General features: G+C 69.4%; 3 protein-coding genes. All 3 read left to right on the forward strand.

Annotated elements, in window-relative coordinates; translation table 11 throughout:
- The first annotated feature begins 205 nt into the window (after positions 1-205).
- The 3 genes from RHA1_RS23010 to RHA1_RS23020 all read left to right on the forward strand — a co-directional run bounded on the left by RHA1_RS23010 (position 206) and on the right by RHA1_RS23020 (position 18741).
- Positions 206-16984, forward strand: coding sequence for a non-ribosomal peptide synthetase (locus tag RHA1_RS23010; RefSeq protein WP_011597053.1), 16779 nt, complete (start codon positions 206-208; stop codon positions 16982-16984).
- 162 nt (positions 16985-17146) lie between these two features.
- Positions 17147-18493 carry a lysine N(6)-hydroxylase/L-ornithine N(5)-oxygenase family protein gene (locus RHA1_RS23015; RefSeq protein ID WP_011597054.1) on the forward strand — a complete coding sequence of 449 codons (1347 nt, stop codon included), beginning with the start codon at positions 17147-17149 and terminating at the stop codon, positions 18491-18493.
- Positions 18490-18741: an MbtH family protein gene (locus RHA1_RS23020; protein WP_005244517.1), complete on the forward strand. Its 252-nt coding sequence runs from the start codon at positions 18490-18492 to the stop codon at positions 18739-18741. The genes RHA1_RS23015 and RHA1_RS23020 overlap by 4 nt, the downstream gene beginning before the upstream one ends.
- Positions 18742-18843 lie beyond the last annotated feature (102 nt).

An 18843-nucleotide genomic window follows, 5' to 3' on the forward strand; every position in this document is an offset into this window, starting at 1 on the left:
GCGACGTCGGGACCGCTTCGTCGGGATGAATGCCGGCAGCGGTGCGGGGGACACGCGTTCGTGGTGATTGAACTCCATTTATCGCTGTGATATCCGGCACCTGTGAACTTGCTGGCAACCGGCTTGTTGCTGGTGGGTAGCCTAACCTAAACTCCTTCGGGTGCCCGTCGTTGGACGGGCGCTCTCGACGGACGATCGGATCACTATGTCTCCGGACCACTCGGCGGCTGCTCGCCCACAGCGCATTTCGGCTGAGGGCACTTCTTCCTCGGCTCGCGTCGGTTCGACGCCTGTCGCGTTGCCGGCGACGGCCGCGCAGTCCGAGGTGTGGGTTGGGCAGCAGTTGAACCCGGGCAGCCCGGTCTACAACCTCTCGCTCGTCGTCGAGGTCGCGGGCCGGATCGACCTGGACCGTGCCGCCGAGGCGATCCGGAAGACCGTCGAACGGGCCGAGGCCCTGCACGTGCGTTTCGAGCGCGGTGCAGGCAACGAACTGCTGCAGGTGCCGACAGCCCCCGACAGCTGGACCCTCGCGGTCGTGGACCTGCGCGGCGACGAGGATCCCGAAGCGTGTGCGCGCGTGTGGATGGACCGCGACATGGAGACCGTGGTCGACATCGAGGGCGACGAACCGCTGTTCCGGCACGCTCTGCTGCGCACCGGTGACGAGTCGGTGATCTGGTACCAGCGTTACCACCACAGCCTCATCGACGGGTACGGCATCACCCTGCTCGTGGCCGACGTCGTCGATCGATACGAGCACCCGGAACTCGAGACGTCCACGGCGCCGTGGCCCCTCGACACGCTCGTGGCGTCCGACCGCGACTACCGTGCGTCGACGCGCTTCGAGTCCGACCGCGACTTCTGGGTTCAGCAGGTGATCGACGCGCCGGAGCCGCCTCGGCTGCTCCCACAGGTCGTCGACCACACCGGGGCGCCGATCTCCGCCCTCGTCGAGATCGACGGGGACGACGCCGACGCGATCTACGCCTTCGCCTCCGACGCCGGGATCAGGCGCACCCGGCTGCCGCTCGCCGCGGTCGTGGCGTACATCCACCGCTTCACCGGCCGCCGCGACCTCACGTTGTCGCTGCCGATGACGGCGCGGGTCGGACGCGAACTGCGCCGCATCCCCGGAATGTGCTCGACGATCCTGCCGCTCCGGGTGCAGGTGGATCCCGAGATGACGGTGGGTGAGCTCGCCACCCGCATCGACACGACGCTGATCTCGGTGCTGCGGCACGGGCGCTACCGCGGCGAGGACCTCGCCCGCGACCTGCGGTCGATCGATCCGGACCGTCAGATCTTCGGTCCCGGAATCAATTCCATGATGTTCGAGCATTCGCTGACGTTCGGCGGGTTTCCGGTGTGGGTGCGGGGTTCGGCCACCGGACCGGTCCGCGACCTCGATTTCTCCATCCGTGGTGGGCAGGATTCGGAGCCCATCCAGATCGATCTCCGGGCCCCGGCCGGTCTCGGCGCCGAACTCGAGGAGCATCGCCGCAGGCTCGAGCACTTCGTCGGGCAGTTCGTCGCCGACCCGTCACAGCCCATCGCCTCGCTCGATCCGATGACCGAGGCCGAGCGCAGGCAGTTGCTGGTGGAGTTCAACGACACGGCGTCCCCGCAGGAATCGGTGACGGTTCCCGACCTGTTTCACGCTCAGGTCTCACGGACGCCGGATGCCGAGGCCCTGATCGCCGGCGGCACCCGGCTCAGCTACCGCGAACTCGGGGAACGCGTGGCGCAGCTGTCCCATCACCTGTGCGCCCGCGATGTCGGGGCGGAAACAGTTGTGGCGGTCGGTCTTCCGCGATCGGCGGAAATGGTCATCGGACTGCTCGCCGTCATGTGTTCGGGTGGGGCGTTCGTGCCCCTCGACCCGTCGTGGCCGGAGGACCGCCGGACGTCGGTCCTCGCCGACGCCGGGGCCGCGCTCGTGCTCACCGGACCCGGTGGAGTCACCGACGCGGGGGAGCGGGCCGTGCCGGTCGACCTCGCGGCGTGGGCGTACGCCGACCAGCCCACCGAGCCGCCCGCGGTGACCGTGCAGGGTTCGCGGCTGGCGTATGTCATCTTCACGTCGGGTTCGACGGGCAGGCCCAAGGGTGCCATGATCCGTCACGAGGCCGTCTGCGCGCGTCTGCTGTGGCAGCGCGACGAGATCCTGGGCTTCGGGCCCGCGGACGCGTCGCTGTTCAAGGCGCCGCTGTCGTTCGACATCTCCGTGAACGAGATTCTGCTGCCCCTGGTGGCGGGTGGCCGGCTGGTTGTTGCCGAGCCCGGCGGGGAACGGGACCCGCAGTATCTGCTGGACCTGATTGCCGGCGAATCGGTGACGTTCGTCTACCTCGTGTCGTCGATGCTGGACGTGCTGCTCGACCTGTCGCGGGGCACGGATCTGCTGGCGGCGCTGAAGCATGTGTGGTGTGGCGGTGAGGTTCTCACGCCGCGCCTGTTCGAGAGGTTCCGGTCGCAGCTCGCCATCACGCTGTACCACGGCTACGGCCCTGCGGAGGCGACGATCGGGGTGTCGCACGTGATCTACCGGGAGAACGCGGCGCGGATCGCGACGTCCATCGGTCGCCCGAACCCCAACACCCAGCTGTACGTGCTGGACGAACACCTGAACCCGGTGCCGCTCGGCACCGGCGGCGAGCTGTACGCCGGCGGATTCCTCCTCGGCCGCGGTTACGTGGACGCTCCCGGGTTGACGGCGTCCCGCTTCGTCGCCAACCCGTTCGCGAACGACGGCTCCCGGTTGTATCGAACCGGTGACCTCGCGCGGTGGGCGCCGGACGGGTCCCTCGACTTCCTCGGCCGCGCCGACAATCAGGTGAAGATCCGGGGCATGCGACTCGAACTCGAGGACGTCGAGGCGGGCATCGTGTCGCATCCCGACGTCCGGCACAGTGCCGTCGTCGTTCGGGAGACGCCCTCGGGGGCAAAGTATCTCGCCGCCTACGTCGTGGCGAAGCAGGATTCGGTTCCGGACGTCGCCGAACTGCGGGTCTGGGCGTCGTCGAAGCTGCCGGAGTACATGGTGCCGTCGGCGTTCGTCGTCCTCGATCGGTTCCCGCTCACCCCCAACGGAAAACTGGACCGGCGGGCACTGCCCGAGCCGGACCTCGGCGCGGCCGGCGAGAACGTCGCGCCCCGCACCGCTGCCGAGGAAACCCTGTGTGCGCTGATGGCGGGTGTCCTCGGGGTGGAGTCGGTGGGCGTCACCGACGACTTCTTCGCGTTGGGTGGCGACAGCATCGTCGCGATCAAATTGGTCAACCACGCTCGGCGGGAAGGTCTTTCGATCAGCCCGCGGGAGATCTTCCAGCTCCGCACCGCCGAGGCGCTCGCCCGGATCCAGGAGGGCCGGACCGCGGCCGCCGTGGACTCCGACGACGTCGCCGTCGGTGACGTTCGCAGCACCCCGATCGTCGCCCGCATTGCGGAGCGGGGTGGCGAGATCGCCGCGTTCCACCAGTCGGTGCTCGTGCAGACTCCGGCCGCCCTCGACGAGCATGCCGCGAAGGCGGCCCTCGCCGCGGTGCTCGAGCGGCACGATGCCCTGCGCGCGACGCTCGTCCGTGGTAACGGAAGCGGCCTCCGCCGCGGGGGCGACCGCTGGGCACTGTCCGTGCCGGAACCGTCCCCGGCGACGGTCGACGGAATCCTGCGGGTCGTCGAATTCGACGGCAGCGCCGAGCAACTCGACATCGAGACCCGGGCGGCCGTCGGAAGGCTCGACCCGGATGCGGGTGCGATGGTGCAGGCCGTCCTCTTCTCCGCGGCCGAGGGTCCCGGCCGGTTGCTGCTGATCGGACACCATCTGGTGGTCGACGGGGTGTCCTGGCGCGTCATCCTCGAAGACCTCGCCCGCGCGGGAACGGCCGTGGCGGCCGGGGGCGTCCCCGAACTCGCTCCGGTCGGGACGTCGCTGCGCCGCTGGTCCGAGCTGCTCGACGAGCAGACGCGGTCGGGTGCCTTCGACCACGAACTATCCTTCTGGTCAGAGGCGGCGACCACAGAAGACCCGCTCCTCGGTTCGCGTGCGCTCGATCCGGCCCTCGACCTCGCCGGCGACGCCGAAACGCTCACGGTGACATTGCCTCCGGAGTTCACCCGGCCGCTGCTCGCCACCGTGCCCGCAGCGTTCCACGGCCACGTCAACGACGCGCTCCTCACCGGTGCCGCGGTGGCGTTGCAGAGGTGGCGAGCCGGGGAGCCCGGCCCCGTGCTCCTCGACCTCGAGGGGCACGGACGCGAGGAAGACCTCGTGCGCCGCAGCGACGGACCCGCCCTCGACCTCTCCCGGACCGTCGGCTGGTTCACCACCGTCTACCCGGTGGTGCTCGACCCCGGTGCGGCAGCGGACGAGACGGGAATCGCCGACGCGCTGAAGGCGGTGAAGGACCAGTTGCGCCGCATCCCGGGTTCCGGGTTCGGCTACGGCGCGTTGCGCTACCTCGGTGTCCCGAAGCCGGAACTCGCGCACGCGCCGACTCCGCAGGTGCTGTTCAACTACCTCGGACGGGTGACGTCCGCGGAGGGAGTCGACTGGCTGCCCCGCGCCATGGGCGGCGCCGACGACCCGCGGATGCCGCTCGGACATGCCCTGGCGTTCGACGTGATCGCCGAGGACGGCGCCGACGGCCCCGTCCTGCGCACGACATTGACGTGGGCGCCCGGTGTGCTCGATCGTGACGCCGTCGTGGCGCTCGCCGACGAGTGGACCGCGGTGCTGCGGGTGCTGGCCGGAATCGACCGTCTCGGCGGTCACACGCCGTCGGACTTCCCGCTGGTGTCGCTGACGCAGGCGGATGTGGACATGCTGGCGGGGGCGGCCGACGTGCTTCCGCTGACACCGCTGCAGGAGGGCATCTACTTCCAGTCGGCGTTCGAGGACACCGGCACCGACCCGTACGTGGTGCAGCAGGTGATCGAACTGACCGGGCCCGTCGACGCGGCGGCGTTGCACCGCGGGCTGCAGGCGGTCGTCGACCGGCACGCGGCCCTCCGCGTCGGCGTGTGGGCGGTATCGGACGGCCGGGTCGTGCAGGTGGTCGGCGAAAACGTCCAGGTGCCGATGGAAGTGCTCGATCTCACCGGCGTCGCGGATCCGGAGCAGCGCGTGGAACAGGTGCTGGCGGCGGACCGAGCCCGGGGTTTCGACTTCGGCCGCGGCCCCCTGCTGCGCTACACGCTCGTTCGGGTGGAGCCCGGGGCGAGCGAAGCGACGGGGGATCTGCAACAGAAGTTCCTTCTGCTGCAGTCGATTCATCACATCGTCGCCGACGGGTGGTCGGTGCCGGTGATGTTGCGGGAACTGATGGCCCTGTACAGCGTCGAGGGGAAGCCGCTGGCACTGCCGACGCCCACGCCGTACCGGAGCTACCTCGAATGGCTGGCGGCGCGGGACCGTCAGGCGTCGCTCGCCGTGTGGCGGGAGGCGCTCGCCGACGCCCCCGAGCCGGTGGACCTGCCGACGCCGTCGTCGAAGGGGGAGTCCGGGATCCGCAGTGTCCGGGTGACACTGCCGGCTGACGACACCGCCGCGCTCTCCGCGGTGGGCCGGGCCCGGGGGTTGACGCTCAGCACCCTCGTGCACGGCACGTGGGGTCTGGTCCTCGGCCGCCTCACCGGCCGGGAGGACGTGGTGTTCGGTTCGACGGTGTCGGGCCGCGGCGGGGACCTGCCCGGTATCGAGGCCATGGTGGGCCTGTTCATCAACACCGTGCCCACCCGGCTGCGGTACCGGCCCACCGACACGGTGGCCGAGACCCTCGCGCGGTGGCAGCACGAGCAGTCGACGCTGCTCGATCACCAGTACCTCGGCCTGCCCGAGCTGCGCCGGGAAGCGGGACTGCAGAACCTGTTCGAGACGCTCGTCGTGTTCGAGAACTATCCGCTCGGCGACGGCGCGGTGGCGGATCCCACCGGTGTGGTGCAGTTGACCGGCATCCGGTTCGACGAGCACCCGCCGTACCCGATGACGCTGATCGTCGTGCCCGGCGACGCGCTGGCACTCGAGCTGAAGTACGACGCCGCCCGCATCGATGCGGCGACCGCGACCCGGTTCGCGGCGTCGACGGTGGGGTATCTCGCGGAGCTGACCCGGGACGTCGACCAGAATGTGTCTTCCGTCCCGCTGGCGTCGCGTGAACCGATCGACGCGGCACTGCGTGACGTCGCGGTGGAGTTCCCCGACACGACGGTGACGGCGCTGCTCGAGGAGCAGGCCGAGCGGACACCCGACGCGGTGGCCGTCGTGTTCGAGGACGAACACCTCACCTACGCCGAACTGCACGCGCGCGCCAACCGCCTCGCCCGGCTGCTCGTCGACCGCGGGGTGGCACCCGAGTCGAAGGTGGCGGTGGCACTGCCCCGTTCGCTGGACCTGATGGTGGCGCTCCTCGCGGTCGGGAAGGCGGGCGGTGCCTACGTTCCGCTCGACACCGGTTACCCCGCAGACCGGCTGGCGTACATGCTGGAGGACGCGGAGCCGGTGTGCGTTCTCACCGACGGCACCGTGCCGTTCGCCGGGTCCGGCGTTCCGCAGGTCCGGGTGTCCGACGCCGCCGCGTTCTCGCCCGAGCCGCTGACCGGTGTCGCGCTCGCGCCGCAGCACCCCGCGTACGTGATCTACACGTCGGGCTCGACGGGACGGCCCAAGGGGGTTGTCGTGCCGCACGCCGGCATCGTCAACCGACTGCTGTGGGTTCAGCGGTTCCGGCCGATCACCCCCTCGGACACCGTGTTCCAGAAGACGCCGTCCAGCTTCGACGTGTCGGTGCTCGAGTTCTTCGGACCGCTCCTCGCCGGGGCGACCCTCGTGCTGGCGCGGCCGGACGGACACAAGGACCCGGCGTACCTCGCCGACGTCATCATCCGACGGTCGATCACGCGTGTGCACTTCGTGCCCTCGATGCTCGAGGTGTTCCTCGCCGAACCCGCCGCGGCCCGGTGCACCGGGCTCCGGATCATCTCCTGCAGCGGTGAGGCGCTTCCCGTGGCCTCCGCCCGGCGCGTCGCCGAACTCCTGCCGGGAGTGGAACTCGACAACCTCTACGGTCCGACCGAGGCGTCGGTCGACGTCAGCTACGCCGCGTCCGTGCAGGGAATCGACGCGTCCGCGCCGTCCGTGCCGATCGGCCTGCCGACGTCCAACACCGGCCTCTACGTGCTCGATCGGTACCTGCAGCCGGTGCCCGCGGGCGCCGCCGGAGAGCTGTACCTGTCGGGACCGCAGCTGGCCCGCGGCTACCTGGGCAGGCCCGGGTTGAGCGCAGAGCGCTTCGTCGCCGATCCGTTCTCCCGCACCGGGTCCCGCATGTACCGCACCGGTGACGTCGCTCGGGTCAATGCCGACGGCGCGGTCGAGTACGTCGGCCGGGTCGACGATCAGGTGAAGTTGCGCGGCTTCCGCATCGAACTGGGCGAGATCGAAGCGCAGATGGCTGCGTGCCCCGGAGTGCGGCAGGCCGCCGCCGTCGTGCGCACGGACCGGCCCGGTCAGCAGCAACTGGTCGGGTACGTCGTCGGGGACGCCGACGTCGACGACGTCCGTGCGCGCCTGACTGCGGCGCTGCCGGAGTTCATGGTGCCCGTCGCGTTCGTGACCGTGCCCGAGTTCCCGGTCGGACCCAGCGGGAAGCTGGACCGCACAGCGCTTCCCGCGCCGGACTTCTCCGCGCACACGAGTTCGGGGCAGACGACGTCGCTGCCGGTCCTCGAAAGCGGACCGGCGGCGGTGCTGGCCGCCCACTACGCCGAGGTTCTCGGTCTCGGGACCGTCGGCGTGGACGACGACTTCTTCGCGCTCGGAGGCGACAGCATCCTCGCCATCCGCCTCGTGAATCTCGCTCGCCGGGAGGGAATCACCGTCACCCCGCGGCAGATCTTCGAACAGCGGACGCCGGCCGCGCTCGCGCGACTCGTCGCGGCCACCGTCGTCGCGCCGGCTTCGCGCGTGGAGGAGTCGGGCACCGGCGTCCTGTCGCCTCTGCCGGTGGTCCATCGGCTGTCCGAGTGGAGTGGCGGAAAGAACCGCTTCAACCAGGCCGTTCTGCTCCACACACCGGCGGGCACCAGCGCCACGGTCCTGACGGCCGCCCTGCACTCGGTGATCGGTCACCACGACGGCCTGCGGCAGAAGCTCACCCGGCACGCGCCGGGTGTGTGGTCGCTCGAGATCACCGAATCCGCAGACCTGGAACTGCGTCGTGTCGACGTCACCGGACTCGACGCCGCCGCGCTGCGCGAAACCGTGGCAGCAGAATCCGACGCCGCGACCGACCGGCTCGCCCCCGACGACGGCGCCATGCTGTCGGCGGTGTGGTTCGACGCCGGCCCGCAGGAGCTGGGCAGGCTCCTTCTCGTCGCCCACCATCTGGTGATCGACGGGGTGTCGTGGCGGACGCTGATCGAAGATCTCGCCATGGCGTGGGTGGCGGCCGACAGCGGCCAGGACGCGGCGCTCGACCCGGTGCCCACGTCGCTGCGCGGATTCGCCCGCATCGTCACCGAGCAGGCGCAGGCCCCCGCCCGGCTCGCCGAACTCGACCACTGGCTGCGCGTCACCGAACCCGGTGCCGATCTGGTGCGGGGCACCGACGGGCACGCGGTGGTGAGCAGTGGCGCACGACGGACGGTGCTGCTGGATCCGCAACTCACGACGGCGCTGCTGACCACCGTTCCCGCCGTGGTCGGCGCCGACGTCACCGATGTGCTGCTGGCGGCCCTGCGGCTGTCGGCCGATCGGTGGCTCGCCGGCCGTGGGCGCGAGAACGACCTGCTGGTGGACCTCGAGCGGCACGGCCGCGAAGAACTCGCCGAGGGCGTGGATCTGTCCCGGACCGTCGGCTGGATCACCAACGTCACCCCCGTCCGGTTGCGCAGCCGGACGGGCGCACTCGAGACGCTGAAGGACGTCAAGGAGCAGCTGCGCGGCGCCCCCGACGGCGGCATCGGCTACGGCATGCTGCGGTACGTCAATGGGCGCACCGCGGGCCTTCTGGCGGCACGGGCGGAATCGCAGGTGCTGTTCAACTACCTGGGTCGGATGCCGCACGCGGTGCCCGGACCTTGGACGCCCGCGGTCGAATCCGATTCGCTGGCAACCGATCCCGATGCAGATCTCGGTGGACCGTACCGGCTGGTGATCAACGCCCTGTGTGACGAGTCCGAGCGGGGCACCGAACTGCGGGCCTTCTTCGCCTGGTCGGACGCCGACCTGGGCGAGGCCGACGTCCTCGCGTTGAGCGACGGCTGGGTGGCCGCACTGCGTGAACTGGCCGACGCCGCAGGAGAGCACGACGGACCGGCGATGCTCACCCCGTCCGACCTTCCCCTCGTGACGCTGACGCAGGAGGAGATCGACCGGATCGTCGAGGCGAGCCCGAGTGGGGTCGACACGGTGCTGCCGCTGTCGCCGCTGCAGGAGGGTCTCTACTTCCAGGCCGGGTTCGACTCCGGCGCCGACCTCTACACGGCACAGTTCTCACTCGACTTCGAGCACCGCCTCGACACCGACAGGCTCGCGGCCGCGCTGCGCACCCTGCAGCGGCGCAACCCCACGCTGCGAGCGGGATTCGTCAGTGCGGGCCTGCCTGCGCCGGTGCAGTTCTTCGGCGCGGGTCTGGACGTGCCCATCGCCGAGTTCGACCTCCGGGAACTCGACGAGCCCGAACGCGCGGCCTACGCCGAACAGCTGACCGCGCAGGACCGGCTGACACCGTTCGACCTCACCTCCCCGCCACTGTGGCGGGCAATGGTGTTGCGGCTCGGCGACTCCCACGACCGACTGGTGATCAACCGGCAGTTCCTGCTGTGGGACGGTTGGTCCAACGGCCTCGTCGTCAGCCAGCTGCTCGCGCTCTACGAATCAGGTGGCGACGACTCCGGATTCGCCGCCCCGGAAGGATCTTTCGAGGACTACCTCCAGTGGCTGGCCACCCGGGACGCGGACGCCGCGCAGGCGGCGTGGACCGACGCGCTCGGCGGGCTCGACGAACCGACGCTGCTGGCCGCGACGGTCGCGGGGGAACCGCAGCCGCCGCAGCGCCGAGACGCCGTGCTGTCCGAGGAACTGAGCGAACGGCTTCGTGCCGGTGCCCGCGGTGCCGGTGTCACGTTCAACGCGGTGCTGAACGCCGCGCTGGCCGTCGTACTCGGAATCGAGACCGGGCGCCGGGACCTCGTGTTCGGCACCACCGTGGCCGGACGCCCACCGGAAGTCCCGGGCATCGACGCGGTGGCCGGAATGTTCCTCAACACCGTCCCCGTCCGGACGACGCTGCGCGCCGACGAGACCGTCACCGACCTGCTTCGGCGAATCCAGTCGGAGCGGCTGGCGCTGACCCCGTACGACTACCTCGGGCTCGCCTCCATCCAGCGGGTGTCCGAGCACCGGCAGCTGTTCGACGTGCTGTACGTGCTGCAGAACTTCGTCGACGAGAAGCAGGTGTCGGCGCTCAATGCGGCGCACGACATCAGCGGCGGCGACAGCATCGATCACACGCACTACCCGGTCACGGTCGTCGTGACGCCGGGCGCGAGCGTGAAGGTGAAGTTCGAGTTCCACCCCGAGAAGATCTCGGAGTCGCGGGTCGAACGCATGCTGTCGCGGTACCTCACCGTGCTCGAGGAATGGTCCACCGACCTGTCGGGTGTGGTCGGCGGAATCGCCGGTGCCGCGACACCCGTGCCGGTCGAGCGGAAGGCCCTACCCGACAGAACCATCGCCGATCTGTTCGCCGACGCGGCCCGCGGCCGACCCGAAGACACGGCTCTGGTGTTCGGCGACCGCCGCGTGAGCTACGCCGAACTCGACGCCGACGTGAATCGGATGGCCCGGGTCCTGCTCGGCCACGGCGCGGGCCCGGAGCGGATCGTCGCGCTCGCACTGCCGCGGTCGGTGGAGATGGTGGTCGCGCTCTTCGCCGTGCTGCGCACCGGATCCGCGTACCTGCCGCTCGAACTGGACCACCCCGCCGAGCGACTCCTCGCGATGCTCGACGACGCGCGTCCGACGGTCCTGGTCACCACGTCGGAGGTCGCCGGAACGCTCGCCGCTGCGACGGTCGACACACTGGCCGTCGACTCCGTGGACTTCGGCGGGGTCGCGTCCGCACCGCTGTCGGAGGCCGAACTCGGCGGTTTCGCGCCCGGAACCCCCGGGCGCCTGGACCATCCGGCGTACGTCATCTACACGTCCGGGTCCACGGGCAAGCCGAAGGGCGTCGTCACCCCGTACCGCGGTCTGACCAACATGCAGTTCAACCATCGTGAGGCGATCTTCGAACCCGTCGTGACCGCCGCGGGCGGTCGGCGGCTGCGCATCGCGCACACCGTGTCGTTCGCGTTCGACATGTCGTGGGAGGAACTGCTGTGGCTGGTGGAAGGCCACGAGGTCCATATCTGCGACGAGAACCTGCGGCGTGACGCCGAGGCGCTCGTGGCCTACTGCGACACCCAAGCGATCGACGTCGTCAACGTGACGCCGACGTACGCGCAGCACCTCGTCGAGGAGGGTCTGCTCGACGACGGTCCGGGGCGGCACCGGCCGCCGCTCGTACTCCTCGGCGGGGAGGCAGTGTCGGATTCGGTGTGGAACCGGTTGCGCGACACGGACGGAACGGTCGGGTACAACCTGTACGGTCCCACCGAGTACACGATCAACACCCTCGGTGCCGGTACCGCCGACAGCGCGACACCCACCGTCGGCACCCCGATCTGGAACACGTCCGCCTACGTGCTGGACGCGTGGTTGCGTCCGGTTCCGGACGGCGTTCCCGGCGAGCTGTACATCTCCGGGGTCGGGTTGGCGCGCGGCTACCTCGACCGGTTCGCGCTGACGGCGGAGCGTTTCGTCGCCGACCCGTTCGAGGAATCCGTACGTATGTATCGGACGGGCGACCTCGTGCGCCGCCGTGAGGACGGGAACCTCGACTTCCTCGGCCGCACGGACGATCAGGTGAAGATCCGCGGTCACCGGGTGGAACTCGGCGAAATCGCGTCCGCGCTCGAAGCTCTGGACGACGTGCGCCAGGCCGCCGTCGTCGTCGATTCGGGCCCGGGTGGGTTCAAGCGGATCGTCGGCTACGCCGTCGTGAGTACTTGTCAACCGCGGGACGTCAACAAGTACTCACAGGCGCTGCGCGCAACGTTGCCGGACTACATGGTGCCCGCCGCGGTCATCGAGGTCGACAGCCTGCCGATGACGGTCAACGGCAAACTCGACGTCAAGGCGCTGCCGTCGGCGGACGACGTGCTCGGCCGCAGCGGCGGTGCGCGCACGGAACCCCGCACCGACACCGAACGGGTGCTGTCCGGCTTGTTCGGGGAGATCCTCGGCGTCCCCGCCCCCGGGGTCGACGACGACTTCTTCGACCTCGGCGGTCACTCGCTGCTGGCTACCAGGCTGATCAGCCGGGCACGGGCCGCGCTCGACACCGACCTCACCCTGCGCGACCTGTTCGAGGCACCGACGGTCGCCGAACTCGCCGCCCGGATCGGCGACGACACCGGTTCGACGCGCCCGGTGCTGGTCGGCCGGCCGCGGCCCGAGCATCTGCCGCTCTCCGCTGCGCAGCAACGCCTGTGGCTCCTGCAGCAGATGGAAGGCACCTCGGCCGCGTACAACTTCCCGATCGTCCTGCGACTGCAGGGTGCACTGGACCCCGGGGTGTTCGAGCAGGCGCTGACCGACGTCGTGTTTCGGCACGAGTCGCTGCGAACGGTGTTCGGGGAGGACGACGGCGAACCGGTGCAGGTGATCCTGGACGACGCCCGGCCCGGCGTCGCGGTGGTGGACGGCACCGAGGCCGATCTGGTGCGGCTCGTCACCGAGACCGTCGGCCGCCCGTTCGACCTGGCGACGGAGATCCCGGTGCGCGCCAGTCTCATCCGGGTCGCGGACCAGCAGGTGCTGGCCATCGTGCTGCACCACATCGCCACCGACGAATGGTCGGACCGCCCGTTCCTGCGGGACCTGATGTCGGCGTACGCCGCTCGCGCGCAGGGCTCGGCACCGGCGTGGGAACCGCTCGACGTGCAGTACGCCGACTACACGCTGTGGCAGCGTGACGTCCTGGGTGATCCGCAGGACCCGTCCAGCCTCGTCAGCCGTCAACTCGACTACTGGGCGAAGACTCTCGACGGGGCGCCGGAGGAGTTGGTGCTCCCCGCCGACCGCACCCGCCCGGCGCGGCCCAGCTTCGCGGGCGGCGCGATCGAGGCGACGCTCGACGCCGCGACGACGCGGGCCCTGCGTGCGCTCGCCCGGACGTCGGGAACCAGCATGTTCATGGTGCTGCACGCGGCGTCGGCGGCGTTGCTGCACCGTCTCGGTGCGGGCGACGACCTGCCGATCGGCGCGCCGGTCGCCGGCCGCAGCGAACAGGGTCTCGACGACCTGATCGGATTCTTCGTCAACACCGTGGTGCTGCGGACGGACGTGTCGGGCAACCCCACGTTCGACCAGTTGCTGGCACGGGTCCGCGACACCGACCTGGCGGCCTTCTCGCATGCGGACGTTCCGTTCGAAACCGTTGTGGAGAAGGTGAATCCGGCGCGGACCCTGGCCCGGAACCCGCTGTTCCAGGTGATGGTCGGCTACCACAGCCGGACGTCCGATTCGGCGCTCGCACCCGGCTTGGCCCTCACTCCGGTGGCATTCGAGGAACGCACCGCCAAGTTCGACCTGGTGTTCAACTTCACCGAGTACCTCGACGACGACCGGGTCGACCTGCGCCTCGAATACGGCTCCGACCTGTTCGACCGGGCCACCGCGGAGAAGATCGCGCGCAGGCAGGTCGTGGTGCTGGACGTCCTCGCATCCGACTCGGGTCGCGCGGTCGGCGACCTCGACGTGTTCCTCGGCGACGAACGCGAACTCGTGGTGCGCGGGTTCAACGACACGTCACAGCCGGTGGCGGAGGAGACGTTCTACGAGGCGTTCGCGCGCCACGTGGCGGCGACCCCCGACGCCGTGGCCGTCGTCGACGCCGGCGGTGAGGTGACGTACGCGGAACTGAGTGTTCGCGCCGACCGTATTGCCGCACTGCTGCATCGTCGCGGCGTGTCCGTCGAGGACGTTGTGGGACTGGCGGTACCGAGATCGGCGCAGATGGTCGCGGTCGTGCTCGGGGTGCTGAAACTCGGGGCGGCGTACCTTCCGCTCGACCTGAACCACCCGTCCGACCGCATCTCCTACATGCTCGCCGACTCCGCCGCGCGGGTGCTGGTGACCACGGTGGGGGAGAGCCCGCGCATCGCGGACGTCGACGGCCTCACTCGCGTTCTCCTCGACGACGAGTCCGTCGTCACGGAACTCGAGACCGGGCCCGCCGTGCAGGTGCCGCGGCCCCCGCAGGGCCTGGACCACGCCGCATACGTCATCTACACCTCGGGCTCCACCGGTAAACCCAAGGGCGCGATCCTCACTCACGACGGGATTCCCAGCCTCGTCGCGACCGCCGAACGGCGGATGAAGCTCGTCCCGGGTTCGGTGGTGATGCAGTTCGCGTCGATCGGATTCGACGTCGCGGTCTTCGAGTTGTCGATGGCGCTGTGCACGGGGTCCCGTCTGGTCATCGTCCCCGACGAGTCCCGCGTCGCCGGACCGGAACTCACCGATTTCATGGCCGCACACGCCGTGACGCACGCGATCATTCCGCCGTCCCTGCTGGCTGCTCTGCCGTCGGGTTGCGACGTCCCGGAAGGCTGCACCGTGCTGGTGGGCACCGAGACCGTGCCGCCGGAACTGATCGGACGCTGGGCGGAACGGCTCAACCTGCTGGCCGCGTACGGTCTCACCGAGGCCACCGTCAACAACACGCTGTGGCAGGCGCAGCCCGGATGGGACTCGGCTGTGCCGATCGGCATCCCCGATCCCAACGAGCAGGCGTACGTCCTCGACGACCGCCTGCAGCCGGTGCCGCCGGGGGTGGCGGGCGAGTTGTACATCGCCGGTCGCGGACTGGCCCGCGGATACCTCGGCCGGCCCGACCTCACGTCGGTCCGGTTCGTGCCCAGCCCCTTCGGCGACGCGGGCACCCGGATGTACCGGACCGGTGACCGGGCGCGCTGGCGGGCCGACGGCAACATCGACTTCCTCGGACGCGTCGACGACCAGGTGAAGATCCGTGGATTCCGCATCGAACTCGGCGAGATCATCGCGGCCCTCGGAAGCCATCCTGAGGTGAAGCAGTCGGCTGTCGTCGCGGACCGGTCCGGCGACATCGTCCGGCTCGTGGGCTATGTGACATCGGCCGATGGTCACGCAGCCGGGCAGATCGATCCGCGGGCCGTGCGGGAACACGCCGCCGCGCGGCTGCCCGACTACATGGTGCCGACTCTCGTGGTCGTGCTGGACGAGGATCTCCCGTTGACACCCAACGGCAAACTCGACCGCAAGGCGCTCCCGCTGCCGGACTGGTCGGCCCTGACGGGGGACGGCACGCCGCAGACGCCGGAGCAGAAGGAGATCGCCGCAGCGTTCGCCGACATCCTGCATCTGCCGTCGGTGGGCATCCACGACGACTTCTTCGACCTCGGCGGCAACTCCATGGCATCGATGCGGTTGGTGGGGCGGATCCGCGGGCGGTTCGCCGTCGACATCGGTATCCGGGACGTGTTCGACAGTTCCACGGTGGCCGAACTCGCCGCGATGGTCGCGGGCGCCTCGTCTACCGGCAGGCCGGTGCTGACGTCGGCGCACCCGCGACCGGAGGCGCTCCCGCTGTCCGGGCCGCAACGCCGGTTCTGGAAGCAGTTCCGGGCGGCAGGCGCCGAGGCGCGGGCCAGTCACGCACTGTCGCTGCAGCTTCGCGACACCGTCGACCCCGAGATCCTGGCGCAGGCTCTCGACGACGTCACGTCCCGGCACGAACCGCTGCGGACCGTGTACGTGGAGGCCGGGGACACCGTCGTCGCGCAGGAAGCGGTGCGGCCCGCGCTCGAACTCGTCGACGTCGGGGACGGAGACGTCCACCGCACGGTCTTCGAATTGGCGCAGGAGCCCCTCGATCTCACCGAGCACGCACCGCTCCGGGTGCATCTCGTGACCGGCGCCGACGGCACCCAGGCACTGCTTCTCGCGATGCACTACATCGCCGTCGACGAGTGGTCCGTGGTGCCGTTGCTCGGTGATCTGATGGGCGCATACGCCGCGCGCTCGCACGGTGAGGAACCCGCATGGGAACCGCTGCCCGTCGGATACGCCGACTACGTCGTGTGGTCGCAGGCGCTCGTCGGCGATCCCGAGGACCCGGACAGCCGTCGGTCGCGTCAGCTCGACTACTGGCGGGAGACGCTGGACGGCATGCCGTCCCGGCTCGAACTGCCCGCCCCGGCGGTGCGCGGACCGAGGACGGCGGAGATCGTGCCGGTCGAGATCGACGCGGAACTCCACAGCGCGGCCCGGAAGTTCGCGAGCGACACGGGCACCAGCCTGTTCATGGTGTTGCAGGCCGCACTCGCCACCGTGTTGACACGGCACGGCGCCGGCACGGACATTCCGCTGGGGTCACTCGTCGCGGGACGCACGGAGGAGGCGCTGGACGCCCTGGTCGGCTGCTTCTTCAATATCGTTCTGTTGCGAACGGATACGAGCGGTGCTCCCGATCCCGTGGAGTTGCTCCGGCGTATCCGGACCGCGAATCTCGACGCGCTGGACAACCAGGACGTGGCGTTCGCCGACGTCGTGGAGGCGGTCGGCGAGACGCCGGTGGTCCGTCCGCAGGTCATGCTCGTTCATCACGAGCAGGCCAGGCTCGGTCATCTCGACGCGCTGGGCGGCTTGATGCCGGTGCCGGTGGGTGTTCCGGATTCGGACCTGACGCTGAGCTTCTACGAGCCGATCGGTGACGGACCCGTCCACGCGTATTTCTCGTTCTCCTCGGATGTGCTGGACGCCGGGGAGGTCCGTGGCTGGGCGTCGGAGTTGTCGTCGCTGGTCACCGCATGGGCGGAAGGAGCCCGATGATCAAGAGTGATCCAGATCGCAGTTCCGGGGCGGAGTTCGCCGCCGCGAGGGCCGGAAGTACTTGGTACTGTGCTGGAAATAAGGATAGGCTTCACTATCTTTTCAGAAGGCAGACGGCGGCTGGGTCGGGTGCGGCGCGGCGTCGAGGACGGACAACGAGCTATGAGTGAATCGCCGGAAACGGTCGGTACAGATCTCCCAGTGCGAGATGTCGTGGGTGTCGGGTTCGGTCCCGCTAACCTCGCCCTGGCCATTGCCATCGAGGAACACAATGCGGAGTGCCCCCCGCGCGAGCGGATCAGCGCGCAGTTCTTCGAGAAGCAGGATCGATTCGGGTGGCATCCCGGGATGCTTCTCGACGGCGCGACGATGCAGATCGCGTTTCCGAAGGACCTGGTGACGTTCCGGAATCCGCGTAGCGCATTCACCTTCTTCAACTACCTCTTCGATCAGGGTCGCCTCGTCGACTTCGTCAATCACCAGACCTTCTTTCCGACTCGTCACGAGTTTCACGACTACCTGCAGTGGGCGGCGCGCCGAGTCGACGCCGACGTGCGATACGGCACCGCTGTGGAGACCGTACGCGGAATCCGCGGTGACGACGGGGTGATCGACCGTTTCGAGGTCCGCACCGCCGACGGCAGCACGGTGATCGCGCGCAACGTCGTGATGGGCGCCGGTCTGCGGGAACGAATCCCCGAGTGGGCCAACCCCTCTGCGCGGTGCTTCCACAACCACCAGTTCCTGTTCCGGCTCGGCGAGATGCCGGCCCCGGTCCACCATCGGTTCGTCGTCCTCGGGGCAGGCCAGAGCGCCGCCGAGATCGTGCAGTACCTGCACGGGAACTACCCCGAAGCCGAAGTCCACAGCGTCTTCTCGCGGTACGGGTACAGCCCGGCCGACGACAGCCCGTACGCCAACCGCATCTTCGATCCCGAGGCGGTCGACGACCTGCACGGCGCCCCGGAGGCGGAGCGACTGCGATTGCTGGATGTCCATAGGAGTACTAACTATTCGGTGGTCGACATCGAGCTCATCAACGAGCTCTACGCGACCGAATACCAGGAACGCGTGCGTGGGCGTCGCCGCCTCTTCATGCGACGCGCGTCGGAGATCATTGCCGTCGACGAGACTTCGGACGGAATCGAGGTGGCTGTCCGCAGCGGTGTGGACGGCCTCACCGACACTCTCGCTTGCGACGCACTGATTCTGGCCACCGGTTTCACTCCCGCCCCCCTCGAGCCTCTTCTCGGAGATCTCGCGCCGAAAATCCATCCGCCGCGTGAAGTGGGCCGAGATTACAGATTGGCGGTTTCACCGGACGTCACAGCGGGAATCTATCTGCAGGGCGGCACGGAGAAAACGCACGGAATCACGTCGTCGCTCCTGTCGAATGTTGCCGTGCGGGCGGGAGAGATCGTTACATCTGTCGTAACAAGGCGTGGCCGCAACGGCACGCTTGCTAGTGTGAACGCACAGGACACGTATGCGACAAGCGAGGCGAGATGAGCACCAATCCATTCGATGACGAAGAAGGCCGCTTCTACGTGCTGGTGAACGATGAGGACCAGCACTCACTGTGGCCCACGTTCTCTGAGGTGCCGGCAGGCTGGCGCGTAGTTTTCGGCGAGGAAAGCCGGGCCGCGTGCCTCGAGTACGTGGAGAAGAACTGGACCGACATGCGGCCGAAGAGCCTGCGTGAGGCCATGGAGGCCGACGAGAAGTCGGGCGGACGGCACAGCGTCGACAAGAGCTGACCTCCCCGGCGCCGCGTTTCGGCGACGATGTGCCGGGACGACCGTCCGGTGAGACACCGGCGGTCGTACCCGGCAGACGGCCCAGAGGCCGTCACCTGAAAC

The sequence above is a fragment of the Rhodococcus jostii RHA1 genome, from assembly GCF_000014565.1.
Lineage (GTDB): Bacteria > Actinomycetota > Actinomycetes > Mycobacteriales > Mycobacteriaceae > Rhodococcus_F > Rhodococcus_F jostii_A.

Bases quoted from the DNA above. Each gene is read 5' to 3' on its own strand.
- RHA1_RS23010 (WP_011597053.1), top strand. From the start codon at position 206: ATGTCTCCGGACCACTCGGCGGCTGCTCGCCCACAGCGCATTTCGGCT.
- RHA1_RS23015 (WP_011597054.1), top strand. From the start codon at position 17,147: ATGAGTGAATCGCCGGAAACGGTCGGTACAGATCTCCCAGTGCGAGAT.
- RHA1_RS23020 (WP_005244517.1), top strand. From the start codon at position 18,490: ATGAGCACCAATCCATTCGATGACGAAGAAGGCCGCTTCTACGTGCTG.